Annotated in this window: 22 protein-coding genes; 2 read left to right on the plus strand and 20 right to left on the minus strand. The window is 72.2% G+C overall.

The features are described 5' to 3' along the window. Positions 1 to 64: 64 nt before the first annotated feature. Complete coding sequence (locus DMH12_RS23750) at positions 65 to 1,492, minus strand: RsmB/NOP family class I SAM-dependent RNA methyltransferase (protein WP_125493507.1); 1,428 nt, start codon at positions 1,490 to 1,492, stop codon at positions 65 to 67. A gap of 76 nt (positions 1,493 to 1,568) precedes the next feature. After that, positions 1,569 to 2,501 (minus strand): methionyl-tRNA formyltransferase, encoded by a 933-nt coding sequence (gene fmt, locus DMH12_RS23755; RefSeq protein WP_122617169.1) that lies wholly within the window; start codon positions 2,499 to 2,501, stop codon positions 1,569 to 1,571. Between the two features lie 329 nt (positions 2,502 to 2,830). On the opposite strand from fmt, the gene DMH12_RS23760 reads away from it, so the two are divergent. Continuing rightward, the gene (locus DMH12_RS23760; protein WP_125493508.1) at positions 2,831 to 3,382 is read left to right on the plus strand and encodes a hypothetical protein; all 552 of its coding nucleotides are present in this window, start codon (positions 2,831 to 2,833) and stop codon (positions 3,380 to 3,382) included. Positions 3,383 to 3,470: 88 nt separating this feature from the next. Here DMH12_RS23760 and DMH12_RS23765 read toward each other — a convergent pair whose 3' ends face one another. The 14 genes from DMH12_RS23765 to pyrR all read right to left on the minus strand — a co-directional run bounded on the left by DMH12_RS23765 (position 3,471) and on the right by pyrR (position 20,140). Next, a complete protein-coding gene (locus DMH12_RS23765) occupies positions 3,471 to 5,621 on the minus strand; it encodes a primosomal protein N' (protein WP_125493509.1) in 2,151 nt (716 codons plus the stop codon). Between the two features lie 176 nt (positions 5,622 to 5,797). Beyond that, entirely contained in the window at positions 5,798 to 7,006 is a 1,209-nt protein-coding gene (gene metK / locus DMH12_RS23770; RefSeq protein ID WP_125493510.1) for a methionine adenosyltransferase, read from the minus strand. A 242-nt stretch (positions 7,007 to 7,248) separates the two neighbouring features. Continuing rightward, positions 7,249 to 8,451: a bifunctional phosphopantothenoylcysteine decarboxylase/phosphopantothenate--cysteine ligase CoaBC gene (gene coaBC, locus DMH12_RS23775; RefSeq protein ID WP_185832495.1), complete on the minus strand. Its 1,203-nt coding sequence runs from the start codon at positions 8,449 to 8,451 to the stop codon at positions 7,249 to 7,251. 123 nt (positions 8,452 to 8,574) lie between these two features. Further along, a complete protein-coding gene (gene rpoZ, locus DMH12_RS23780) occupies positions 8,575 to 8,847 on the minus strand; it encodes a DNA-directed RNA polymerase subunit omega (protein WP_003977348.1) in 273 nt (90 codons plus the stop codon). 51 nt (positions 8,848 to 8,898) lie between these two features. Next, positions 8,899 to 9,492: a guanylate kinase gene (gmk, locus tag DMH12_RS23785; RefSeq protein ID WP_125493512.1), complete on the minus strand. Its 594-nt coding sequence runs from the start codon at positions 9,490 to 9,492 to the stop codon at positions 8,899 to 8,901. A gap of 38 nt (positions 9,493 to 9,530) precedes the next feature. Then, positions 9,531 to 9,854: an integration host factor gene (locus DMH12_RS23790; protein ID WP_003977346.1), complete on the minus strand. Its 324-nt coding sequence runs from the start codon at positions 9,852 to 9,854 to the stop codon at positions 9,531 to 9,533. Between the two features lie 233 nt (positions 9,855 to 10,087). After that, positions 10,088 to 10,933, minus strand: a complete 846-nt coding sequence (gene pyrF, locus DMH12_RS23795) for an orotidine-5'-phosphate decarboxylase (protein ID WP_125493522.1) — start codon at positions 10,931 to 10,933, stop codon at positions 10,088 to 10,090. A gap of 5 nt (positions 10,934 to 10,938) precedes the next feature. Then, the gene (locus DMH12_RS23800) at positions 10,939 to 12,045 is read right to left on the minus strand and encodes a quinone-dependent dihydroorotate dehydrogenase (protein WP_125493513.1); all 1,107 of its coding nucleotides are present in this window, start codon (positions 12,043 to 12,045) and stop codon (positions 10,939 to 10,941) included. Positions 12,046 to 12,140: 95 nt separating this feature from the next. Continuing rightward, positions 12,141 to 15,449 carry a carbamoyl-phosphate synthase large subunit gene (gene carB, locus DMH12_RS23805; protein WP_125493514.1) on the minus strand — a complete coding sequence of 1,103 codons (3,309 nt, stop codon included), beginning with the start codon at positions 15,447 to 15,449 and terminating at the stop codon, positions 12,141 to 12,143. Continuing rightward, on the minus strand, positions 15,442 to 16,599 hold the full coding sequence (gene carA / locus DMH12_RS23810; RefSeq protein WP_125493515.1) for a glutamine-hydrolyzing carbamoyl-phosphate synthase small subunit: 1,158 nt from the start codon (positions 16,597 to 16,599) through the stop codon (positions 15,442 to 15,444). The genes carB and carA overlap by 8 nt, the downstream gene beginning before the upstream one ends. After that, positions 16,596 to 17,162: a hypothetical protein gene (locus DMH12_RS23815; protein ID WP_125493516.1), complete on the minus strand. Its 567-nt coding sequence runs from the start codon at positions 17,160 to 17,162 to the stop codon at positions 16,596 to 16,598. The genes carA and DMH12_RS23815 overlap by 4 nt, the downstream gene beginning before the upstream one ends. Continuing rightward, positions 17,159 to 18,454, minus strand: coding sequence for a dihydroorotase (locus tag DMH12_RS23820; protein WP_125493517.1), 1,296 nt, complete (start codon positions 18,452 to 18,454; stop codon positions 17,159 to 17,161). Before DMH12_RS23820 ends, DMH12_RS23815 begins: the two co-directional genes overlap by 4 nt. Positions 18,455 to 18,459: 5 nt before the next feature. Then, entirely contained in the window at positions 18,460 to 19,440 is a 981-nt protein-coding gene (locus DMH12_RS23825) for an aspartate carbamoyltransferase catalytic subunit (protein WP_125493518.1), read from the minus strand. A gap of 112 nt (positions 19,441 to 19,552) precedes the next feature. Next, positions 19,553 to 20,140: a bifunctional pyr operon transcriptional regulator/uracil phosphoribosyltransferase PyrR gene (pyrR, locus tag DMH12_RS23830; RefSeq protein WP_125493519.1), complete on the minus strand. Its 588-nt coding sequence runs from the start codon at positions 20,138 to 20,140 to the stop codon at positions 19,553 to 19,555. Positions 20,141 to 20,439: 299 nt separating this feature from the next. Here pyrR and bldD point away from each other — a divergent pair, with 299 nt between their 5' ends. Continuing rightward, the gene (gene bldD, locus DMH12_RS23835) at positions 20,440 to 20,943 is read left to right on the plus strand and encodes a transcriptional regulator BldD (protein ID WP_003977337.1); all 504 of its coding nucleotides are present in this window, start codon (positions 20,440 to 20,442) and stop codon (positions 20,941 to 20,943) included. Positions 20,944 to 21,120: 177 nt separating this feature from the next. Here the strand turns inward: bldD and nusB are convergent, their stop codons facing one another. The 4 genes from nusB to DMH12_RS23855 all read right to left on the minus strand — a co-directional run bounded on the left by nusB (position 21,121) and on the right by DMH12_RS23855 (position 24,190). Next, positions 21,121 to 21,564, minus strand: coding sequence for a transcription antitermination factor NusB (gene nusB / locus DMH12_RS23840; RefSeq protein ID WP_125493520.1), 444 nt, complete (start codon positions 21,562 to 21,564; stop codon positions 21,121 to 21,123). Positions 21,565 to 21,566: 2 nt separating this feature from the next. Next, on the minus strand, positions 21,567 to 22,133 hold the full coding sequence (gene efp / locus DMH12_RS23845) for an elongation factor P (protein ID WP_055415926.1): 567 nt from the start codon (positions 22,131 to 22,133) through the stop codon (positions 21,567 to 21,569). Positions 22,134 to 22,197: 64 nt separating this feature from the next. Beyond that, a complete protein-coding gene (locus DMH12_RS23850) occupies positions 22,198 to 23,301 on the minus strand; it encodes an aminopeptidase P family protein (protein WP_125493521.1) in 1,104 nt (367 codons plus the stop codon). 157 nt (positions 23,302 to 23,458) lie between these two features. Next, entirely contained in the window at positions 23,459 to 24,190 is a 732-nt protein-coding gene (locus DMH12_RS23855) for an AAA family ATPase (RefSeq protein WP_399188504.1), read from the minus strand. Between the last annotated feature and the right edge of the window lie 2 nt (positions 24,191 to 24,192).

A 24,192-nucleotide genomic window follows, 5' to 3' on the forward strand; every position in this document is an offset into this window, starting at 1 on the left:
GGTGGGATGGGGTTGCTCGCGCAGTTCCCCGCGCCCCCGGACGGGGCGCGTTCGGCGACGCTCGCTAGGCGGTTCTGCGGATCAGGGCCAGGTACATCGCGTCCGTGCCGTGGAGATGGGGCCAGAGCTGGACGTCGGGGCCCTCACCGAGGTCCGGGACGTCCGGGAGCAGGGGGCGGGCGTCGAGGAGGTCGGCGCCGGGGTGCTGCTTGAGGACGTCCGAGACGACCGCGCGGGTCTCGGCGAGGTGGGGTGAGCAGGTCGCGTACGCCACCACGCCACCGATCCGTACGGCGTCCAGGGCACCCCGCAGCAGGCCGCGCTGGAGCGGGGCGAAACCCTCCAGGTCCTCGGGCCGGCGCCGCCAGCGTGCCTCGGGGCGGCGGCGGAGGGCGCCCAGGCCGGTGCAGGGCACGTCGACCAGGACGCGGTCGAAGGTGCCGGGCCGCCACGCCGGACGGGTCCCGTCGGCGGCGATCACCTGGTACGGCCCCGGGTTCCCGTCCAGCGCCTTGGCCACCAGTCCCGCGCGGTGCGGCTGCTTCTCCGAGGCGAGCAGGAAGGCGCCGCGTTCGGCGGCCAGGGCGCCGAGCAGCGCGGCCTTGCCGCCGGGACCGGCGCACCCGTCCAGCCAGTGCCGGTCGGGGCCTTCCAGGGGCGCGCCCGCGAGGGCGAGGGCGACGAGCTGACTGCCCTCGTCCTGCACACCCGCGCGGCCCTCGCGTACGGCCTCGACGGCCCCGGGCTCGCCGCCTTCGCTGAGCCGCACCGCGTACGGCGACCAGCGGCCCGGCACGGCGGCCTCCTCGCCGAGCAGCTCGTCGGTCGTCGCTCGGCCGGGCCGGGCTACGAGGGTCACCTCGGGCCGCTCGTTGTCGGCGGCCAGCAGCTCCTCGATGCCGGCCCGGCCGCCGCCGAGCGAGTCCCACAGCGCGGAGACCACCCAGCGGGGGTGCGAGTGCACGACGGCCAGGTGGTCCTCGGGATCCTCGTCGTAGGGCGGCGCGACCCGCTCCATCCAGCCGTCGAGGTCGTCCCGCGCCACCTTGCGCAGCACGGCGTTGACGAACTTGGCCCGCCCGTCGCCGAGCACCACCCGCGCCAGCTCCACGGAGGCGGACACGGCTGCGTGGCTGGGGATCCGGGTGCCCAGAAGCTGGTGCACGCCGAGGCTCAGCACGTCCAGGACGGGCGGATCGACCTCCCGCAACGGCCGGTCGACGCAGTCGGCGATGATCGCGTCGTACGTCCCCTGACGGCGCAGCGTCCCGTACACCAGCTCGGTCGCGAGGGCGGCGTCCCGGGCGTCGAACTTCTCGGGACCCTCCTTCTCCCGCGCCTTGCGCAGCAGCGGCGGCAGCACCAGGTTGGCGTAGGCGTCCCGCTCGTCCACCGCCCTGAGCGCCTCGAAGGCGAGCAGGCGGACGGGGTCCTTCTGCGGCCTGCGGTACGGCTTGCCGGGCTTGCGGGGACGACGAGGCTGCTCGCTCACGAAAAGGTGCTCCGGGTGTGTGATGAAGTGCGCTGTCCAGCCTACGTCGGGCCGGTGAACGGTGATGCGGCGGTGGTCAGTCGCCCAGCAGCTCGCCCTCGGTGATCCGCGCCCCCCGCGCCCAGTCCGCGGCCCGCATCGGCTTCTTGCCCTGCGCCTGCACCCACAGCAGCTCGACGGCGTACGAGCCGGTGCCGACGTACACGTTGTTCTTGCCGGGGGCGAGCTGCCCCGGGGCGAGGTCGTTCCGGTCGGGGAGCGGGACCGCCTGCACGAGCTTGAGCCGCTCGCCCCGGAAGGTGGTCCAGGCACCGGGCGCCGGGGTGCACCCGCGCACCACCCGGTCCACGCGCAGCGCCGGGGCTGCCCAGTCGATCCGGGCGTCCTCGACGGTGATCTTCGGAGCGAGGGTGACACCGTCGGCCGGCTGCGGTACGGCGTCCAGGGTGCCGTCCTCGATGCCGTCCATGGTGGCCGCGAGCAGCCCGGCGCCGGCGAACGCGAGCCGGGTCAGCAGGTCGCCGCTGGTGTCGGTGGACCGCACGGTCTCGGTGACCGTCCCGTAGACGGGGCCGGAGTCCAGGCCCTCCTCGATCAGGAAGGTGGACGCGCCGGTGATCTCGTCGCCCGCCATGAGCGCGTGCTGCACGGGCGCGGCCCCGCGCCAGGCGGGCAGCAGCGAGAAGTGCAGATTGACCCAGCCTCGGGCGGGCACGTCGAGGGCGACCCGGGGCAGCAGGGCTCCGTAGGCGACGACGGGGCAGCAGTCGGGCGCGATCGCGCGCAGCCGGTCCAGGAACTCGGGGTCGCGCGGCTTCGCGGGCTTGAGCACCTCGATGCCCGCCTCCTCGGCCCGCTCGGCCACGGGCGAGGCGACCATCCGGCGCCCGCGCCCGGCCGGAGCGTCGGGCCGCGTGACGACGGCGGCCACCTCGTGACGCCCGGAGGCGATCAGGGCGTCCAGAGCGGGAACGGCGACCTCGGGGGTACCGGCGAAGACGAGCTTCATGGGTGGGACGGGCCTCTCGGGCGGGGGCGTTGACGAGCAGCACACCAGTCTACGAGCCCACACGAAACCGAAGGCCGCCGACGGTGAGCCGCCACGACGGCAGAGGCCGGCCTCTCAACGAACGGCGAGCGGGCGGTGCGCGGGTGGGAGAAGGAATCCGACGGCCGAAGGCCGAGGCGCACACCCCACCGAAACAGGCGCACGCATATGCCCCCACGCCCCCACCCCGTGACCCGCGGAGCGCCCACGCGTTGGTCAAGGAAGAGTTGACCACACCGGGCCGCCCGCGCGGCCCGATTCCTTTCAACGCCGGTTCGAGAGGCTTGTTCATGGCCGACCACGCAACCCACGACGCCCAGGCTCGGGCCAGCCTGCACTTGCTGGTGCGGGACATCGAGCGGGTCCGCCGGCAGGTGGACGCACTGCGCACCCTCACCGCCCAGCTGGGCAACGTCTACCGCCCGCGCCGCTCCGGCCCCTCCACGGGCTTCGTCGTCTACGGACGCGCCCCCGCCCCGACGGTCCGGCTCGCCCAGGAACTGCGGGACAGCGTCGAGACGCTGGTCACCGCCGCCGTGGACTTCGACCGCTCGCTCGGCTTCTCGTGGGACGCGGTGGGCTCCGCACTCGGCGTCACCAAGCAGGCGGTGCACCGCCGCTACGGCTCCCGCCGCGCCGCCGCCCAGCCGGTGGCCGCCACCGAGGCGCCCGAGCACACCCCGGAGCCGACGGGCACCCGACCGGTCAACGTGGGCCCCGTCCTCCCCGGGGTGCCCACGGTCCCGGCCGCCCGTTCGATGCCGACCCAGCCGACGTCGAGCAGCCCGGCCTGGCGCGACGAGGTCCGGCCGACGGCCTTCCCCGGCCCGCGCAACGGCTGACGGCACCGCCCGGCCGCCCTCCCCGGATCCTTCGGGAGGGCGGTCGGCCGTTTCGGCCACCCGCTCCCGCGGGGGCGGCCCACGCCCCTCAGCCGATGTCCGGCGGATCGATCCGCACCCAGACCGCCGCGTCGCTCCCCCGTGCCGTCCGCGCCGCCTGGGCGGCCTTCAGCGCACCGGCCAGAGCCGCCCCTCGCCCCGGCGGCACCCGGATCAGCGCCCGCTCCCAGTGCTCTCCGGGCGGTGGGGCCCCCACCCGGCGAGGGCGCCCTGCCGAGGTGACCGGCAGCGGCACCGGGCCCAGCACCTCGGCCTCGGGCGGCAGCTCCGCGGCACCCAGGAAACCGGCCACCGCCTCCGGCGGCCCGGCCACGGCCGCCATCCTGGACACCGGCGGAAAGCCCAGCTCGGCCCGCTCGGCCAGCTCTCGCACCGCGTGACCGACGGGGTCCCAGCGCACCAGCGCCTGCACCGGCCTGAGGGTCGGCTCGGCGACGGCGACGACGGTGCCGCCGGCGCTCTGCGGGCGCACCAGCGCGGCGGCGGCCAGCCAGCGGCGCAGCGCGTCCTCACCGGCGCGCAGGTCGGGCCGCCCGAGCATCGCCCATCCGTCGAGCAGCAACGCCGCCGCGTAGCCGCCCTCGGCGACGGGTTCGGCGCCCGGGGTGCTGACGACCAGCGCGGGGGCCTGCGCCACGGTGTCCAGCACATGCTCGCGTCCGGAGGTGCGCACGGGCACCGCGGGGAAGGCGCGCCCCAGCTCCTCGGCGGTGCGCCGCGCCCCCACCACCTGCGCGCGCAGCCGGAAGGCGCCGCACTCCGGGCAGTGCCAGCCGCTCTCCTCGCGCCCGCACCAGCCGCACCGCAGCGCGGATGCGGACTCTTGCCCCTCCAGCGGCCCCGCGCAGTGCCGGCATCGCGCGGGCGTCCGGCACGCGGCGCACGCCATCCGCGGCACGTAGCCACGCCGCGGCACCTGCACCAGCACCGGTCCGTGCCGCAGCCCGTCCCTGACGACCTGCCAGGCGAGGGTCGGCAGCCGCGCGGCGCGGGCGGCCTCGTCCCGGGCCAGGTCGCCGTCGCCCACGGTGCGCACCAGCGGGGCGGCCGCCCGCACCTGGTCCCGGGCGGCGACCAGCGGCCGGGCCCAGCCGGTCTCCACGAGCTGGGCGGCCTCCACGGTGCAGCTCCAGCCGCCCAGCAGGAAGGCGCACCGGTCCTGGGCGGCGCGCAGCAGCAGCACCTCCCGCGCGTGCGGCTGCGGGGCGTGCGGCTCGCTGTGGCTGTCGTCGCCGTCGTCCCAGAGGGCGACCAGCCCGAGGTCGCGCACCGGCGCGAACATGGCCGCGCGGGTCCCGACGACGGCCCGTACGGCGCCCCGGCGCACCGCGAGCCACTGCGCGTACCGCCTCTCGGGTCCGGCGTCGGCGGTGAGCACCGCGTGCCGCCCCTCGCCCAGCAGGCCGGTCAGCGCGGCGTCGACGCGGGCGACCGCCCGCCCGTCCGGCAGGACGACGAGCGCGCCCCGGCCGGAGGCCAGCGTGGCCGCCACCGCCCGCGCCAGCTCCTCGCTCCACTGCGGTCCGGGCAGCGCGTTCCACACCGCGCGGGGCGCGCTTCCCGAGGCGAGCGCCCTCACGAACACCTCCCCCCGCTCGTACCGCGCCCAGGACCCCGGCTCCGGCGCCGGCGGCGGGGGCAGCGGGTCCGGCGAGGCCCGCTTCTCGGCGCGCGCGTTGCGCGGGGGTACGGCGAGCTGGAGCACGTCGGCGAGGCTGCCCGCGTACCGGTCGGCGACGGCGCGCACGAGTCCCAGCAGCTCCTCGTCGAGGATCCGCTCGGGCGAGACGACCTGGGCCAGCGCCGCGAGGGGCCCCGAGTAGTCGGACTCGGCGCGCCGCTCGACGAGGAAGCCGTCGATGAGCCCGCCGCCCTCGCGCCGCCCGTCCCGCACCCGGTGCCGCCCGGCCCCGAAGCGCACCCGCACCCGCACACCGGGCTGGGCGTCGGCGTCGAGCTCCTCGGGCACCGCGTAGTCGAAGTACCGGTCGAGGTGGAGCACGCCCTTGTCGACGAGCACCCTGGCGACCGGCAGCTCCCCGGCGAGCGCGGCTCCGCGCCAGGTCCGCGGCTTGGCCCGGGGCGTCTTCGCCCGGCGCACGGTCTCCCGGATGAGCGCGAGCTGCTCGGGCGGCGCGTCCTGCGCGCCGCCCTCGGCCGGTCCGTTCTCGCTGCTCACGCCTGCATTCTCGCAAAGGCCACTGACAACCGTGGACGCCCGCGATCACACCGTCCCGGTGCCGGTCCGACACCGCCCCCGGAACGCGCCGGGGCCCGGCGCCCCCGTCGGGGACACCGGGCCTCGTGACGTGCGAAGGACGCGTCCGCGCCTCCTGGCGTGGCGCCGGGGGCGTCCTAGAGCCCCGCCGCCTTGCGCAGCGCGTCCACGCGGTCGGTGCGCTCCCAGGTGAAGTCCGCCAGCTCACGGCCGAAGTGGCCGTACGCCGCGGTCTGGGCGTAGATCGGGCGGAGCAGGTCGAGGTCGCGGATGATGGCGGCCGGACGGAGGTCGAAGACCTCGTCGATCGCCTTCTCGATCTTCTCGGTGTCGATCTTGGCGGTGCCGAAGGTCTCCACGAAGAGGCCGACCGGCTCGGCCTTGCCGATGGCGTAGGCCACCTGGACCTCGCAGCGGGCGGCGAGGCCCGCGGCGACCACGTTCTTGGCGACCCAGCGCATGGCGTAGGCGGCGGAGCGGTCGACCTTGGACGGGTCCTTGCCGGAGAAGGCGCCGCCGCCGTGGCGGGCCATGCCGCCGTACGTGTCGATGATGATCTTGCGGCCGGTGAGGCCGGCGTCGCCCATCGGGCCGCCGATCTCGAAGCGGCCGGTGGGGTTGACCAGGAGCCGGTAGTTCTCCGTGTCCAGCTTGATGCCGTCGTCGAGGAGCGCCTTCAGCTCGGGCTCGACGACGAATTCCTTGATGTCGGGAGCGAGCAGCGACTCCAGGTCGATGTCGCTGGCGTGCTGGGAGGAGACCACGACCGTGTCGAGGCGGACGGCCTTGTCGCCGTCGTACTCGATGGTGACCTGCGTCTTGCCGTCGGGGCGCAGGTACGGGATGGTCCCGTTCTTGCGGACCTCGGAGAGGCGCTTGGAGAGGCGGTGCGCCAGGAAGACCGGCAGCGGCATGAGGGTCGGCGTCTCGTCGGACGCGTAGCCGAACATCAGGCCCTGGTCGCCGGCGCCCTGCCGGTCCAGCTCGTCCTCGTCGCCCTCGACCCGGTTCTCGTAGGCCGTGTCGACGCCCTGCGCGATGTCCGGGGACTGGGCGCCGATCGAGACCGAGACGCCGCAGGACGCGCCGTCGAAGCCCTTCTTCGAGGAGTCGTAGCCGATCTCCAGGATCTTGCCGCGGACGAGGGTGGCGATGTCCGCGTAGGCCTTGGTGGTGACCTCTCCGGCCACGTGCACCAGACCGGTGGTGATCAGGGTTTCGACGGCGACCCGAGAGGTCGGGTCCTCGCGCAGTAGCGCGTCGAGAATGGTGTCGCTGATCTGGTCAGCGATCTTGTCGGGGTGACCTTCGGTCACGGACTCCGAGGTGAACAGGCGACGGGACACAACGCTCCCTGGGGTTGCAGCGGCTGCTGGCTGATCATTGGCGGACGGCACGGGGAGCTGCACCCGGCGACGTCCGAGGAACAGTTTATCGGTCACGCTCGGCCGAGGACCCACCCGTCTCAGCTCTCGGAAGGGCTGTGACCTGCGGCACGGGCATTCTGCCCAGAACGAGGCGGCCTTGGCCAGGGCCGCCACGCTCGAATGGGCGGGGTTCGGGCGGACCGCCCGGCCGAATGGCTCATTCAGGCGAGTCGTTCGGCCACGAGGTCCCACACCGTTTCGGCCAGATCCTCCTTCGGACCGTGCGGGACGGGGGTCTCGGTGCCGTCGGCGCCGAGGACGACGGCCTCGTTCTCCTCCGCGCCGAAGGTCTTGCGCTCCCCCACCTCGTTGACCACGAGGAGGTCACAGCCCTTGCGCTTCAGCTTCGCCCGGCCGTTGGCGAGGACGTCGTCGGTCTCGGCGGCGAAGCCGACGACCACCTGGCCCTGGCGGGCCCGGCTGCCGGAGACCTCGGCGAGGATGTCCGGATTCCGCACCAGGGTGATCGGGGCCGGTTCCTGGCCGTCCTTCTTCTTGATCTTTCCGGTGGCGTAGGCGGCCGGGCGGAAGTCGGCGACGGCCGCGGCCATGACGACGGCGTCCGCGTCCGCCGCGGCTCTCAGCACCGCCTCGCGCAGCTCCACCGCGGTGCCCACCGGGACCACGTCCACGCCCGCCGGGTCCGGGAGCGACGGGTTGGCCGAGAGCAGGGTGACGCGGGCCCCGCGCGCGGCGGCGGTGCGGGCGAGGGCGTAGCCCTGCTTGCCGGAGGAGCGGTTGCCCAGGAACCGGACCGGGTCGAGGGGCTCCCGGGTACCGCCGGCGCTGACCACGACGTGGCGTCCGGCGAGGTCCGGCTCCCGCGCGCCCCGGGCGAGTACCCGGCGGCAGACCTCGAAGATCTCTCCGGGGTCGGGCAGCCGTCCCTTGCCGGTGTCGACGCCGGTGAGGCGGCCGACGGCGGGTTCGACGACGACGGCGCCGCGGCGGCGCAGTGTCGCCACGTTCTCCTGGGTGGCCGGGTGCTCCCACATCTCGGTGTGCATGGCGGGGGCGAAGACGACGGGGCAGCGGGCCGTCAGCAGGGTGTTGGTGAGGAGGTCGTCGGCGAGGCCGTGGGCCGCCTTGGCGAGCATGTCGGCGGTGGCGGGCGCGACGACGACCAGGTCGGCGTGCTGGCCGATGCGCACGTGGGGGACCTCGTGGACGTCGTCCCACACCTCGGTCGACACGGGGTTCCCGGACAGGGCGGACCATGTGGCGGCGCCGACGAAGTGCAGGGCGGAGGCGGTGGGGACGACCCGGACCTCGTGTCCCGACTCCGTGAACCTGCGCAGCAGCTCACAGGCCTTGTACGCGGCGATGCCGCCACTGACCCCCAGAACGACCTTGGGCTTGTCCACCGTCTCTCCCCGACTCGGATAACGCTTACGACCCATGACACACCACAGGCCCGACAGTCGGGCTGCCGGGCCTGTGGAAAAGTCAGCTTCAGGCTGAAAATACTACCGCCGATGTCGCCGGTACTACTGCGCCGGACCCTCGATGGCCTCGGAGGTCAGCAGCCCCGCGTTGATCTCGCGCAGGGCGATCGAGAGCGGCTTCTCGTGCACGTGAGTGTCGACGAGCGGACCGACGTACTCGAGGAGGCCCTCACCGAGCTGCGAGTAGTACGCGTTGATCTGACGGGCACGCTTGGCCGCGTAGATCACGAGGCTGTACTTCGAGTCCGTGGCCTCGAGGAGCTCGTCGATCGGCGGGTTGATGATGCCCTCGGGCGCGGAGATGGAAGAGGACACGCTCTACCTTCCGATGGATGGGAAAGATTCAGTCAGGGTGACCAGTAACGATCACACGACGTTCGTCAAGGCTAGCAGCTCGCGCGCCACGTCCTCGACGGAGGTGTTGACCAGCGTCTGGTCGAATTCCGGCTCGGCCGCCAGCTCGACCTTGGCCGTGTCGAGGCGGCGCTCGATCACGTCCGGCGGTTCGGTGCCGCGTCCGGTGAGCCGGCGCACCAGCTCCTCCCAGGAGGGCGGGGCCAGGAACACCAGCTGGGCCTCGGGCATGGAGGCGCGGACCTGCCGGGCTCCCTGGAGGTCGATCTCCAGGAGCACCGGCTCACCGGCCTCCAGGCGCTCCAGTACCGCTGCGCGCGGCGTGCCGTAGCGGTTGCCGGCGAACTCGGCCCACTCCAGCAGCTCCCCGTTGGCGATCAGCTTGTCCATCTCCTCGTCGGTCACGAAGAAGTAGTGGACACCGTGCTGCTCGCCCGGGCGGGGCCGACGGGTCGTCGCCGAGACCGACAGCCATACCTCGGGGTGTTCCTTGCGCATATGGGCGACGACCGTGCTCTTGCCGACCCCCGAGGGGCCGGAGAGCACGGTCAGCCGCGGACGTGCGTCCGGGGGTACGGGGGGCGTCCCCCGGGGTGTTGCAGCCATGCCAGCGATTATTCCAGCAATTCCGGAGTGGTCCGGACTCAGCTGCCGGTGCTGCCGAACTCACGCTCCAGGGAGGCGATCTGGTTGGACCCGAGGCCGCGCACGCGGCGGCTCTCGGAGATGCCCAGACGCTCCATGATCTGCTTGGCGCGGACCTTGCCCACGCCCGGCAGGGACTCGAGGAGGGCGGAGACCTTCATCTTGCCGATGACGTCGTTCTCCTGACCCTGCTTGATGACCTCGTGGAGGGAGGCGCCGGAGTGCTTGAGTCGATTCTTGACCTCGGCCCGCTCCCGGCGAGCCGCGGCGGCCTTTTCGAGCGCGGCTGCGCGCTGTTCAGGGGTAAGGGGCGGAAGAGCCACGCCTACGTCACCTCGGATGTCGAACTGTCGGATACGGACCGGTGAGGAACCTAGTCGCCCCACACCTGGGGAGCCACGAGCAACACGCTTGCCCGCCGACTCTCGACGGAGACTAGCGGTCAAGTCCGCCAGAGTCAGCGAGAACAGCGGAAAAGTCCTGGTCAGCCTCCGTGAGGTCGGACATTAGGGACATAATGCCTCGGATTTGAGGATGTATCCAAGGTCTCGGCGTCCTAGGCCGCCGCCAGAGCGGCTCTGACCTCGTCGGCGAAGCGCTCCACGGCCGTGCGCAGCGCGGATGCGTCCGGACCGTGACGAAGCACACCCCTGCTCACATTCGGCACCACGTTGCGCACCGCCGCACCGAACACGCGCGGCAGGTCCGCCGGGGTCGCTCCCTGGGCGCCGATGCCGGGCGCGAGGAGCGGACCGTTGACGTCCAGGTCGTACGACGACAGGTCGCCGAGGGTGGCGCCGACCACCGCGCCGAAGGATCCGAGGGGCTCCTCCCCCGCGTTCTCGGCGGCGAGGTGCGCCAGCATCGTCGCCCCCACGCTCCGCCCGTCGGACCGGACCGCGTGCTGGACCTCGCCGCCCTCCGGGTTGGAGGTCAGCGCCAGCACGAACAGACCGGCACCGCTCTCGCGCGCCAGGTCGACGGCCGGCCTCAGGGAGCCGTAGCCGAGGTAGGGCGAGACCGTCAGCGCGTCCGAGAACAGCGGCGCGTCCTTGCGCAGGAAGGACTCCGCGTAGGCCGCCATGGTCGAGCCGATGTCGCCGCGCTTGGCGTCCATGACCACCAGGGCCCCGGCCGCGCGCGCCTCCTCGACGGCCTTCTCCAGGACTGCGACCCCGCGCGAACCGAAGCGCTCGAAGAAGGCGCTCTGCGGCTTGAGCACGGCCACCCGGTCCGCCGTCGCCTCGACCACGGTGCGGCTGAAGCGCTCCAGACCGGCCACGTCGTCGTCCAGCCCCCACTCGGCGAGCAGGGAGGCGTGCGGGTCGATGCCGACGCACAGCGGCCCGCGCTCGTCCATCGCGCGGCGCAGCCGGGCGCCGAAGGGCTCGAGTACCGTCATGCGGGTCATCGGGGCTTCCTCACGTCGGCGCCGACCGCGTCGGCGAGGGTGGCGTAGGGACTCTGCCGCAGCCGCGCGGCGAGCCCCTTGTGGACGGCACGGCCCCAGAACGGGCCCTCGTAGATGAACGCGCTGTAGCCCTGGACCAGCGTGGCCCCGGCCAGGATGCGCTGCCAGGCGTCCTCGGCGTTCTCCACGCCGCCGACGCCCACCAGGGTGATCCGGTCGCCCACGCGCGCGTACAGGCGGCGCAGGACCTCCAGGGAGCGCGCCTTGAGGGGCGCGCCGGACAGGCCGCCGGTCTCCCGCACGAGGACGGGTGAGGAGGTCAGGCCCAGTCCCTCGCGGGCGATGGTGGTGTTGGTGGCGATGATGCCGTCCAGGCCCAGCTCCACGGCCAGGTCGGCGACCGCGTCCACGTCCTCGTCGGCGAGGTCCGGCGCGATCTTCACCAGGAGCGGGACGCGTCGTGCGGTGACCGCGCGGTCGGCGGCCTCGCGGACCGCCGTCAGGAGCGGACGCAGCGCCTCGGTGGCCTGGAGGTTGCGCAGCCCGGGCGTGTTCGGGGAGGAGACGTTGACGACCAGGTAGTCGGCGTGCGGTGCGAGCCGTTCGGCGGACTTCACATAGTCGCCGACGGCCTCCTCCTCCGGGACGACCTTGGTCTTGCCGATGTTGACGCCGACGACGGTCCGGAAGACGGGCGAGCGGGAGGCCAGGCGGGCGGCCACGGCCAGCGAGCCGTCGTTGTTGAAGCCCATCCGGTTGATCAGCGCCCGGTCGCCCACCAGCCGGAAAAGCCGCTTCCTGGGATTGCCCGGCTGCGGCTCACCGGTCACGGTGCCGATCTCGACGTGGTCGAAGCCGAGCATCGCCATGCCGTCGACGGCGACGGCGTTCTTGTCGAACCCGGCGGCGAGCCCGAAGGGTCCGTGCATGCGCAGGCCCAGGGCCTCGGTGCGCAGTTCCTTGTGGCGGGGCGCGAGCGCGGCGGCGACGAAGGTGCGCAGCACGGGGACGCGGGCGGCCAGCCGGATCCAGCGGAAGGCCAGGTGGTGGGCCTGCTCCGGGTCCATGCGGGAGAAGAAGAGCTTGAAGAAGATCGTGTACATGTGTCCTCGTGACGCCTCTGGGGGCGGTCGGCTCATGAAGGAGGGGCCGGCTCATGAAGAGGGGGACACCGTTTCCGGTGTCCCCCTCGGGGCCGCTAGTCGCGGGCCGCGGTCAGGAATTCCGCGTGTTCCTGGAGCGAGCGCACTCCCACGTCTCCGTGGTTGAGGGCGTCGATGCCCTGGACCGCCGCCGCCAGTGCCTGGACGGTGGTCAGGCAGGGCACGGAGCGGGCCACGGCGGCCGTACGGATGTCGTAGCCGTCGAGGCGGCCGCCGGTGCCGTACGGGGTGTTGACGATGAGGTCGACGGCGCCGTCGTGGATGAGCTGGACGATGGTCTTCTCGCCGTTCGGGCCGGGGCCCTCGGACTGCTTGCGGACCACCGTGGCGTTGATGCCGTTGCGCCTGAGGACCTCGGCGGTGCCGGAGGTGGCCATCAGCTCGAAGCCGTGGGCGACCAGCTCGCGGGCCGGGAAGATCATCGAGCGCTTGTCCCGGTTGGCGACCGAGATGAAGGCACGTCCCTTGGTGGGCAGCGGGCCGTACGCGCCCGCCTGCGACTTGGCGTAGGCCGTGCCGAAGACCGAGTCGATGCCCATGACCTCGCCGGTGGAGCGCATCTCCGGACCGAGGACGGTGTCGACGCCGCGGCCGTGGATGTCCCGGAAACGGGACCACGGCATCACGGCCTCCTTGACGGAGATCGGCGCGTCCAGCGGCAGCTCGCCGCCGTCGCCGGTGGCCGGGAGCAGGCCCTCGGCGCGCAGCTCGGCGATGGTCGCGCCCAGCGAGATGCGGGCGGCGGCCTTGGCCAGCGGCACCGCGGTCGCCTTCGAGGTGAAGGGGACGGTGCGGGACGCGCGCGGGTTGGCCTCCAGGACGTACAGGATGTCCCCGGCCAGCGCGAACTGGATGTTGATCAGGCCGCGCACGCCGACGCCCTTGGCGATGCCCTCGGTGGAGGCGCGCAGCCGCTTGATGTCGAAGCCGCCGAGCGTGATCGGGGGCAGGGCGCACGCCGAGTCGCCGGAGTGGATGCCGGCCTCCTCGATGTGCTCCATGACGCCGCCGAGGTACAGCTCCTCGCCGTCGTACAGCGCGTCGACGTCGATCTCGATCGCGTCGTCCAGGAACCGGTCGACGAGGACCGGCCGGGAGGGGCTGATCTCGGTCGACTCGGCGATGTACGCCTCCAGGCGGGTCTCGTCGTAGACGATCTCCATGCCGCGTCCGCCGAGGACGTAGGAGGGCCGCACCAGGACGGGGTAGCCGATCTCGTCGGCGATGCCCTTGGCCTCGGCGAAGGTGGTGGCGGTGCCGTGCTTGGGGGCGGGCAGGCCCGCCTCCGCGAGGACCCGGCCGAAGGCGCCGCGGTCCTCGGCGGCGTGGATGGCCTCGGGCGAGGTGCCGACGACCGGCACGCCGTTGTCCTTGAGGGCCTGCGACAGGCCCAGCGGGGTCTGGCCGCCGAGCTGGACGACGACACCGGCGACCGGGCCGGCCTGCTGCTCCGCGTGGACGATCTCCAGGACGTCCTCCAGGGTGAGCGGCTCGAAGTACAGCCGGTCGGAGGTGTCGTAGTCGGTGGAAACGGTCTCCGGGTTGCAGTTGACCATCACGGTCTCGTACCCGGCGTCGCTGAGCGCGAAGGAGGCGTGGACGCAGGAGTAGTCGAACTCGATGCCCTGACCGATGCGGTTCGGGCCGGAGCCCAGGATGATCACGGCCGGCTTCTCGCGCGGCGCGACCTCGGTCTCCTCGTCGTAGGAGGAGTAGAAGTACGGCGTCCGTGCGGCGAACTCGGCCGCGCAGGTGTCGACCGTCTTGTAGACCGGCCGGATCCCGAGCGCGTGCCGGACCTCGCGGACCACGTCCTCGCGCAGGCCGCGGATCTCACCGACCTGCTGGTCGGAGAAGCCGTGCCGCTTGGCCTCGGCGAGCAGGTCGGCGGTCAGCTCGGGTGCCGCGGCCAGATCGTCGGCGGTCTCCTTGATCAGGAAGAGCTGGTCGACGAACCAGGGGTCGATCTTCGTATACTCGAAGACCTCCTCGGGCGTGGCGCCCGCGCGGATGGCCTGCATGACCAGGTTGATGCGGCCGTCGGTGGGCCGGACGGCCTCGCGCAGCAGCTCGGCCTTGTCGCCCGTCTCGCCGACGAAGGTGAACTGGCTGCCCTTCTTCTCCAGCGAGCGCAGGGCCTTCTGGAAGGCCTCGGTGAAGTTGCGGCCGATGGCCATGGCCTCGCCGACCGACTTCATGGTGGTGGTGAGGGTGGAGTCGGCCTGCGGAAACTTCTCGAAGGCGAAGCGCGGGGCCTTGACGACCACGTAGTCGAGGGTCGGCTCGAAGGAGGCCGGCGTCTCGCGCGTGATGTCGTTCGGGATCTCGTCGAGCGTGTAGCCGACGGCCAGCTTGGCCGCGATCTTGGCGATCGGGAAGCCGGTCGCCTTGGAGGCGAGCGCCGAGGAGCGCGACACGCGCGGGTTCATCTCGATGACGATCACGCGACCGTCCTCGGGGTTCACCGCGAACTGGATGTTGCAGCCGCCGGTGTCGACGCCGACCTCGCGGATGATCGCGATGCCGACGTCGCGCAGCACCTGGTACTCGCGGTCGGTCAGGGTCATCGCGGGCGCGACGGTGATCGAGTCGCCGGTGTGCACGCCCATGGGGTCGAAGTTCTCGATGGAGCAGACGACCACCACGTTGTCGTGCTTGTCGCGCATCAGCTCCAGCTCGTACTCCTTCCAGCCGAGGATGGACTCCTCCAGGAGCACCTCGGTGGTCGGCGAGAGAGTGAGGCCCTGTCCGGCGATGCGGCGCAGTTCCTCCTCGTCGTGGGCGAAGCCGGAGCCGGCGCCGCCCATGGTGAAGGAGGGGCGGACGACGACCGGGTAGCCGCCGAGCGCGTCGACGCCCTTGAGGACGTCGTCCATGGAGTGGCAGATGTAGGAACGGGCGGACTCGCCGTGCCCGATCTTCTTGCGGACCTCCTCGACGACGTCCTTGAAGAGGTCGCGGTCCTCGCCCTTGTTGATCGCCTCGACGTTGGCGCCGATCAGTTCGACGCCGTACTTCTCCAGCACGCCCTGGTCGTGCATGGAGATCGCCGTGTTGAGGGCGGTCTGGCCGCCGAGCGTCGGCAGCAGCGCGTCGGGGCGCTCCTTGGCGATGATCTTCTCGACGAACTCGGGGGTGATCGGCTCGACGTAGGTGGCGTCGGCGATCTCCGGGTCGGTCATGATCGTCGCGGGGTTGGAGTTCACCAGGATGACGCGCAGGCCCTCGGCCTTGAGCACGCGGCACGCCTGGGTGCCTGAGTAGTCGAACTCGGCGGCCTGGCCGATGACGATCGGGCCGGAGCCGATGACCAGGACGGACTGGATATCGGTGCGCTTAGGCACGCTGGCCCTCCATCAAAGCTGTGCTCATCAAAGACGTGAAGCGGTCGAACAGGTAGGCGGCGTCGTGCGGCCCGGCGGCCGCCTCGGGGTGGTACTGGACGCTGAAGGCCGGCCGGTCGAGGAGCCGGAGGCCCTCCACCACGTTGTCGTTGAGGCAGACGTGGGAGACCTCGGCGCGGCCGTAGGGGGTCTCGGAGACCTTGTCGAGCGGGGCGTCGACGGCGAAGCCGTGGTTGTGCGCGGTGACCTCGACCTTGCCGGTCGTACGGTCCTGCACCGGCTGGTTGATGCCGCGGTGGCCGTACTTCAGCTTGAAGGTGCCGAAGCCGAGCGCGCGGCCCAGGATCTGGTTGCCGAAGCAGATGCCGAAGAGCGGGGTGCCGCGCTCCAGGACGCCCCGCATGACGGAGACCGGGTGGTCGGCGGTGGCCGGGTCGCCGGGGCCGTTGGAGAAGAAGACGCCGTCCGGGTTGACGGCGTAGACGTCCTCGACGGTGGCCGTGGCGGGCAGCACGTGCACCTCGATGCCCCGCTCGGCCATGCGGTGCGGGGTCATTCCCTTGATCCCGAGGTCGATGGCGGCGACGGTGTACTTCTTCTCGCCGATCGCCGGGACGACGTACGCCTCGGTGGTGGCGACCTCGGCGGAGAGGTCGGCGCCGCTCATCTCGGGGGCCTGGCGGACCTCGGCGAGCATGGTGCCCTCGTCGGGCAGGGCGTGGCCGGAGAAGATGCCGACCCGCATGGCGCCGCGCTCGCGCAGGTGGCGGGTGAGGGCGCGGGTGTCGATGCCGGAGATGCCGACGACGCCCTGGGCGGCCAGCTCGTCGTCCAGGGAGCGGGTGGAGCGCCAGTTGGAGGGCACGCGCGCGGGGTCGCGGACGACGTAGCCGGAGACCCAGATCTTCTTCGACTCCATGTCCTCGTCGTTGACCCCGGTGTTCCCGACGTGCGGGGCGGTCATGACGACGACCTGGCGGTGGTACGACGGGTCGGTGAGGGTCTCCTGGTAGCCGGTCATGCCGGTGGAGAACACGGCTTCGCCGAAGGTGGCCCCCACGGCCCCGTAGGCGCGGCCGCGGAAGGTCCGGCCGTCCTCCAGGACGAGTACGGCGGGAGTCCTGTCAACTCCCCTGGTGGAGGTCGTCATCGTGCGCCTTCCGTTTCCGTCTTGTTGATCATGTCGTTCAGTGTTTCGACCCACTCGATGTGCTCGGCCGCGTGGTCGGAGCGGAAGCCGGAGTCGATCAGCTTGCCGCCGTGCGCCCAGGTGACGACGAGCAGTCCGCCCTCGGTGAGGACCTTGCCCGCGATGCCCTTGTCGAGCCGGGCCTCGCGCAGTGCGGCGACGGGGACGAAGAAGTCGGCCGCGCCGGGGCGTACGACGTCCAGTCCCGTCTCCGTCAGGGTGAGCTCGACCCGGCTGCGGGTGCCCAGGCCGTGCGCCACGATGCGGTCCAGCCACTGCCCGGCGGTGGTGGAGCCGTGGTAGCGGCCGCTCAGTACCAGTTTCGCCGGGCCGGGGTCGTCCGGCGCGCTGGGCAGCGCGGGCAGGTCGCCCTGGAGGGTGCCGCGCCACTTCCAGCCCTCGCGCATCAGCCAGTAGACGAGCGCGACGAACAGTCCGAGGCCGACGACCCAGCCGACGCGGGCGGCCCAGTCGGTCACTTGCGCCGATTCCTTCTCGGCGGCCAGCAGGATTAGAGGTGTCACGTGAGCTTCCCGTCGACGAGCGTGGCCTTGCCCCGCAGCCACGTGTGCGTCACACGGCCCGGCAGCTCACGACCCTCGTACGGGGTGTTGCGGCTGCGCGAGGCGAAGCCCGCGGGGTCCACCTGGCCACGGTATTCCGTGTCGACAAGGGTGAGGTTGGCGGGCTCACCAGCCGAGACGGGACGGCCGTGTCCGGCGGCCTGTCCGATCTGCGCGGGCTTGACGGACATCCGGTCGGCGACGCCGGCCCAGTCCAGCAGGCCCGTGTCCACCATGGTCTCCTGGACCACCGACAGCGCGGTCTCCAGGCCCACCATCCCCATGGCGGCGGCGGCCCACTCGCAGTCCTTGTCCTCGTGCGGGTGCGGGGCGTGGTCGGTGGCGACGATGTCGATCGTGCCGTCGGCGAGCGCCTCGCGCAGCGCCAGGACGTCACGCTCGGTGCGCAGCGGCGGGTTCACCTTGTAGACCGGGTTGTACGACCGGACCAGCTCGTCGGTGAGGAGCAGGTGGTGCGGGGTGACCTCGGCGGTGACGTCGATGCCGCGGGACTTGGCCCAGCGGACGATCTCGACGGACCCGGCGGTCGACAGGTGGCAGATGTGGACACGGGAGCCTACGTGCTCGGCGAGCAGCACGTCCCGCGCGATGACCGACTCCTCGGCCACCGCCGGCCAGCCGCCCAGGCCCAGCTCGGCCGAGACGACGCCCTCGTTCATCTGGGCGCCCTCGGTGAGGCGGGGCTCCTGGGCGTGCTGGGCGACGACGCCGTTGAAGGCCTTCACGTACTCCAGGGCGCGGCGCATGATCACGGCGTCGTGGACGCACTTGCCGTCGTCGGAGAAGACGGTGACGCCGGCCGCGGACTCGTGCATGGCGCCCAGCTCGGCGAGCTTGGCGCCCTCCAGGCCGACGGTCACGGCGCCGATGGGCTGCACGTCGCAGTAGCCGGATTCCTGGCCGAGCCGCCAGACCTGCTCGACGACGCCGGCGGTGTCGGCGACGGGGAAGGTGTTGGCCATGGCGAAGACGTTGGTGTAACCGCCGCTCGCAGCCGCGCGGGTGCCGGTCAGGACGGTCTCGGAGTCCTCGCGGCCGGGTTCGCGCAGGTGGGTGTGGAGGTCGACCAGGCCGGGCAGCAGCACCTTGCCGCCGGCTTCGACGACCTCGGCGCCCTCGGCGCCCTCGGCGCTCAGCCCCGTACCGACCTCGGCGATCGTCGCGCCGTCGATCAGCACGTCCTGCGGCTCGCCGCCGAGCACCTTCGCACCGCGGATCAGGATCTTGCTCATGTGTCTTACTTCTCCTCGGTGGTGCGGGCGTGGGTGACGGCGGGCTCGTTGCCGCCGAGCAGCAGGTAGAGGACGGCCATCCGGATGGAGACGCCGTTGGTGACCTGCTCGACGACGGTGCAGCGGTCGGAGTCGGCGACCTCGGCGGTGATCTCCATGCCGCGGACCATCGGGCCGGGGTGCATCACGATGGCGTGGTCGGGCATCTTCGCCATGCGTTCGCCGTCGAGGCCATAGCGGCGGGAGTACTCGCGCTCGGTCGGGAAGAACGCGGCGTTCATGCGCTCGCGCTGCACGCGCAGCAGCATCACCGCGTCGGACTTGGGGAGCGTCGAGTCGAGGTCGTAGGAGACCTCGCAGGGCCAGGTCTCGACGCCGACCGGCAGCAGCGTGGGCGGGGCGACGAGGGTGACCTCGGCGCCGAGGGTGTGCAGCAGGTCGACGTTGGAGCGGGCGACCCTGCTGTGCAGGATGTCGCCGACCAGGGTGATCCGGCGGCCGTTCAGGTCCTTGCCGAGGCCGGCGTCGCGGCCGACCAGACGGCGGCGCATCGTGAAGGCGTCGAGGAGGGCCTGGGTGGGGTGCTGGTGGGTGCCGTCGCCGGCGTTGACCACGGCCGCGTCGATCCAGCCGGAGGTGGCCAGCCGGTACGGGGCGCCGGAGGCGCCGTGCCGGATGACGACCGCGTCGACGCCCATGGCCTCCAGGGTCTGGGCGGTGTCCTTGAGGGACTCGCCCTTGGAGACGCTGGATCCCTTGGCGGTGAAGTTGATGACGTCCGCGGACAGGCGCTTCTCGGCGGCCTCGAAGGAGATCCGGGTCCGGGTGGAGTCCTCGAAGAAGAGGTTGACGACGGTACGGCCGCGCAGGGTCGGCAGTTTCTTGATCGGCCGGTCCGCGACCCGGGCCATCTCCTCGGCGGTGTCGAGGATCAGGACGGCGTCGTCGCGGGTGAGGTCGGCGGCCGAGATGAGATGACGCTGCATCTGTCAGGCTCCGTAGGGCGAGTCAAGCGGAAGAGCGGGATAATTCGGGCGGCCGGGCACGCGCGGGGGCGCGCCGACGGGGCGTACGGCACGGGGGTGCGTACGCGCAGCGCTAGGGGTGGGCGCCCGGGGCGGCCGGCTTGGCACCGAGCAGCACGGTGTCGCGACCGTCCTCCTCGGCGAGCTGGACCTTGACCGTCTCCCGCAGCGACGTCGGGAGGTTCTTGCCGACGTAGTCGGCGCGGATGGGCAGTTCGCGGTGGCCCCGGTCGACGAGGACCGCGAGCTGCACCGCGCGCGGGCGGCCGATGTCGCCCAGCGCGTCGAGGGCGGCCCGGATGGTGCGGCCGGAGAAGAGCACGTCGTCGACGAGGACGACCAGGCGGCCGTCGATGCCGTCACCGGGGATCTCGGTGCGGGCCAGGGCGCGCGGCGGGTGCATGCGCAGGTCGTCGCGGTACATGGTGATGTCGAGCGAGCCGACCGGCATCTTGCGTTCGGTGATCTGCTCCAGCTTGTCGGCGAGCCGCCGGGCGAGGAAGACGCCTCTGGTCGGGATGCCGAGGAGCACCACGTCGTCGGCGCCCTTGGCGCGCTCGACGATCTCGTGGGCGATACGGGTCAGGACCCGTGCGATGTCGGGCCCCTCCAGAACGGGCCGTGCATACGGCTGCGCGTCCTGCGTGTCCTGCTTGTCCATGAGAAACGGACCCCCTTCTCCGCCTCACGGGACGGATCTTAAAGGACGTCGGATATGCGCCACCTACGGTAGCAGGCACACACGACCGCACCGGCGGCGCCCCCGACACCCCCATGTCACTCTTCTGCCGCACCCGTGTCACCCGCTCGGAGCAATGGATGGCGGATACCACGGAAGAGTCGGTGCGGCCCATTCGGCTTGACGCAGGAGAGTAACGCTGCGTAACCTCACAGTGAGTTACCAGCCGCGCGAGCCGGCAGACAGAGCCTGCCGCGTCGACACCTTGTCCGGGGAGCCATATGTCCAGCGAATACGCCAAACAGCTCGGGGCCAAGCTCCGGGCCATCCGCACCCAGCAGGGCCTTTCCCTCCACGGTGTCGAGGAGAAGTCCCAGGGCCGCTGGAAGGCCGTCGTGGTCGGTTCGTACGAGCGCGGCGACCGTGCCGTGACCGTGCAGCGCCTCGCCGAGTTGGCGGACTTCTACGGCGTTCCCGTGCAGGAGCTGCTGCCGGGCACCACCCCGGGCGGTGCCGCCGAGCCGCCGCCGAAGCTGGTCCTGGACCTGGAGCGGCTGGCCACGGTGCCGGCCGAGAAGGCGGGCCCGCTGCAGCGGTACGCGGCCACGATCCAGTCGCAGCGCGGTGACTACAACGGCAAGGTGCTCTCGATCCGCCAGGACGACCTGCGCACCCTCGCCGTCATCTACGACCAGTCGCCCTCGGTCCTGACCGAGCAGCTGATCAGCTGGGGCGTCCTGGACGCGGACGCGCGCCGCGCGGTGGCGTCCCACGACGAGCTCTGAGCCCCACACCTCTCAGCAGAAACGTGCCGCCGGGGTGGCCGGAACCGAATGGTCCCGGCCACCCCGGCGGCTTTGTCACGTCCGGCAGCTCAGCACACCCGGGGGCGCGGGGACCGCGCGACCAGCCACGGACTACCCGCAGCCGCCCCTCCCGGCGCACCCCTGCGGCGCCACGCCCTACGCGCCACCTGCGGAGTCACGGCGCAGCGAGGGCTTCAGGTCCTTCAGCCGGCCGAGCAGGCCGTTGACGAACGCGGGCGAGTCGTCCGTGGAGAACTCCTTCGCCAGCTGCACCATCTCGTCCAGGACGACCGCGTCCGGAGTCGCGTCGACCCAGACGAGTTCGTACGCGCCCAGGCGCAGGATGTTGCGGTCGACGACGGGCATCCGGTCGAGCGTCCAGCCGACCGCGTACTGCGCGATCAGCTCGTCGATGCGCTCGGCGTGGGCGGCGTAGCCCTCGACCAGCTCCATCGTGTACTCGCTCACCGGCGGCTGCCGGGTGTCGGACCGGGAGTGCCGGACCCAGTCGGCGAGCACCGTCAGGACGTCGGCGCCGCGCTGATCGCCCTCGAAGAGGATCTGGAAGGCGCGCTTGCGGGCCGTGTTGCGAGCAGCCACGGTTAGCTGTTCACCCGGCCGAGGTAGTCGCTGGAACGGGTGTCGACCTTGATCTTCTCACCGGTGGTGATGAAGAGCGGGACGTTGATCTGGTGACCGGTCTCCAGGATGGCGGGCTTGGTGCCGCCGGTGGAACGGTCGCCCTGGACGCCCGGCTCGGTCTCCTGGATGGTCAGCTCGACGGCGGCGGGCAGCTCGACGAAGAGCACCTCGCCCTCGTGCTGCGCGACGGTGGCGGTGAAGCCCTCCACCAGGAAGTTGGCGGCGTCGCCGACGGCCTTGCGGTCGACGTGCAGCTGGTCGTAGGTCTCCATGTCCATGAAGACGAAGTAGTCGCCGTCCATGTACGAGAACTGCATGTCACGCTTGTCGACAGTGGCCGTCTCGACCTTGACGCCGGCGTTGAAGGTCTTGTCGACCACCTTGCCGGAAAGCACGTTCTTGAGCTTGGTGCGCACGAAGGCCGGGCCCTTGCCGGGCTTGACGTGCTGGAACTCGACGACGGACCAGAGCTGGCCGCCTTCGAGCTTGAGCACCATGCCGTTCTTGAGGTCGTTCGTGGAAGCCACGGTTGCGGAATCTCCTGGACTGGACTGACGTGGACGACCCCGGAGCGTACGCACAAGCGCGAGGCTAGAGCGCGAGCAGCTCCTTGGTCGTGATGGTGAGTAGCTCGGGTCCGCCGTCCGCCTCGGGGCGCACGACGAGCGTGTCATCGATCCGGACCCCGCCCCGGCCCGGGAGGTGGACCCCCGGTTCGACGGTGACCGGCACACAAGCGTCCAGTTTACCCATGGCCGCAGGAGCCAACTGCGGGTCCTCGTCGATTTCGAGTCCGACGCCGTGACCGGTGAGCGCCGGGAGGTGTTCACCGTACCCGGCCGAGTCCAGCGCCTGGCGGGCGGCCCGGTCCACGTCACGGCAGGCGGCACCGGGTGCGAGCGCCTCCCGTCCGGCCCGCTGGGCCGAGAAGACGAGGTCGTACAGCTCGATCTGCCAGTCGGCCGGCGAGGTGCCGATGACGAACGTACGACCGATCTCGCAGCGGTAGCCGCGGTAGGTCGCGCCCAGGCAGACCGAGAGGAAGTCGCCCTCCTCCACGCGCCGGTCGGTGGGGCGGTGGCCGCGGCGCCCCGAGTTCGGGCCGGTGCCCACGGAGGTGGGGAAGGCGGGGCCGTCGGCGCCGTGGTCGACCAGGCGGCGCTCCAGCTCCAGGGCGAGATGCCGCTCGGTGCGGCCGACCAGGATGGACTCCAGGAGTTCACCGAGCGCCTGGTCGGCGATCTCGGCGCCGATGCGCAGGCAGGAGATCTCCTCCTCGTCCTTGACCACCCGGAGCTGCTCGACCGCCTGGCCCAGGTCGGTCAGGCGCAGCCCGGGTGCGACGGAGCGCATGGCGCGGTGCCGGACCACGGTGAGGTGGTGGTCCTCGGTGGCAAGGGACTCGGTGCCCTGGGTCGCGGCGAAGCCGGTGGCCGCGACGGCGGCGTCGCCGGGTCCCGGCAGCGCCCGCACCGGGAGCGACTCGTCGGGCCTGGCCTGGGCCGGCCGGTCGTCCAGCGGTCCGGAGCAGACCAGCACGTCCTCGGTCTTGCCGAGGAGCAGCACGGCGCCGTGCGGGGCCGCGCCCGCGAGATAGCGCACGTTGGCGGGCCGGGAGACGAGCGCCGCCGCGCTGCCGCCCGCGTTGCAGCGTTCCCGTAGGCGCGTCCGGCGGGCCGCGTACACCTCTGACATGCCCCGAGCGTATGGGCTCCGCTGCGGGGGCGCCGCCTGGGAGAGGCCGAGTGGGGATGCGGGGGTGCGCCTACGGGGGTGCGGGTGCCGTCGTGCGGCGGCTGCGGGCCGGTGGGGCTTCTCGCGCGGTTCCCCGCCCCCCTTTGGGGCGCGGCGCCTACCAGGCCGGGGGGCTCGCTATCGAGCGGGAGAGGACCTCGTTCAGGACCTGGGCGGTTTCGGGGACGTCGAGTTGGGAGTTGTCGATGATGGGGAGTCCGGAGCCGTACCAGCCGGCCATGCGGCCGTGGATGCGGGCGACCTCCTCGTCGGTGAGGCGCCTGTTGCCGCTGCGTTCGGCGTTGCGTTCCAGGACGATGTCCAGGCCCGGCAGCAGGACGACCGGGAGCAGGCCGGGCCCCACGTGCCGCTTCCAGCCGCCGAGGCCGACGACCGGGCGGTCCGGGAAGACCGCGTCGTCGAGGATGCAGGAGATGCCGTTGGCGAGGAAGTTGCGCGCGGAGAATCCGCAGGTGCGGCGCGCGAGGCGGTACTGGGCCTCCGAGTGCTCGTTCCACCCGGTCTGGGGGTCGGCGAAACCGGAGCGGACCCATTCGCGGACGTCGTCGAGGCTGATGTGCGCGGTGGGGACCCGGCGGTGGTCCGCCCAGTACTTCGCGACGCTGGTCTTGCCGGCTCCGGCGGGACCGATGAGCAGTACCGCCAGGGTGGTCGTGGTGGAGTCGGGCGCGGCGGCCGTCGCGGGGGGCACGCTGGGCACGGCGACGGGGCCGCCGGGCGGCAGCCGTACGTGGCCGGTGGTGTCCGGCACGGGCGGGGCCGGGGCCGGCTGGTGCGCACCCGGCGCCGGGCCCGCCCGGCCCGCAGCCGCTGCTCTTATCCATCTCACAC

Origin of the sequence: Streptomyces sp. WAC 04229 (assembly GCF_003947455.1) — a bacterium.
Lineage (GTDB): Bacteria > Actinomycetota > Actinomycetes > Streptomycetales > Streptomycetaceae > Streptomyces.